Below are 334 nucleotides of genomic sequence, written 5' to 3'. Positions count from 1 at the left end.
ACCCAGCCCGTAAAACCATGTTGGACTTTTGCGGTTCTGTTTCAGCCAGACAAAGGCCACCGTCTTGAACGTAAAGCCCCATGCCCGGATAAGCTGCAATGCCTCCGGCAGCATGGGAAATGTGGCCCATAAAAACAGCAGACAGTCCTTGGCAGCCAGTGCTTCCACCGGCAGAGAGCACAGCTCGTCTATGCCCATGGTGGGATAGTGATTTTCCGCTGCACCCGATTTGTTTTTGCACTCATACCGCCACGGCGGATCGGCGTAAATGATGTTGTATGTTGAAATAAATGGTTTCCTCCTGTGTGTAGTTGATTTTTAATGCGCCGAGAAC

At 51.2% G+C, this 334-nt stretch carries 1 protein-coding gene; it reads right to left on the bottom strand.

The features are described from left to right. Positions 1-288, bottom strand: a 288-nt coding sequence (locus ACQRBH_RS17390) for an MT-A70 family methyltransferase (protein WP_427762713.1), incomplete at its 3' end; no start/stop codon positions are given. Positions 289-334: the final 46 nt, after the last annotated feature.

This window comes from Bariatricus sp. SGI.161 (genome assembly GCF_050313695.1).
Taxonomy (GTDB): domain Bacteria; phylum Bacillota; class Clostridia; order Lachnospirales; family Lachnospiraceae; genus JAFBIX01.
This window is presented reverse-complemented; position numbering and strand designations above follow the sequence as displayed.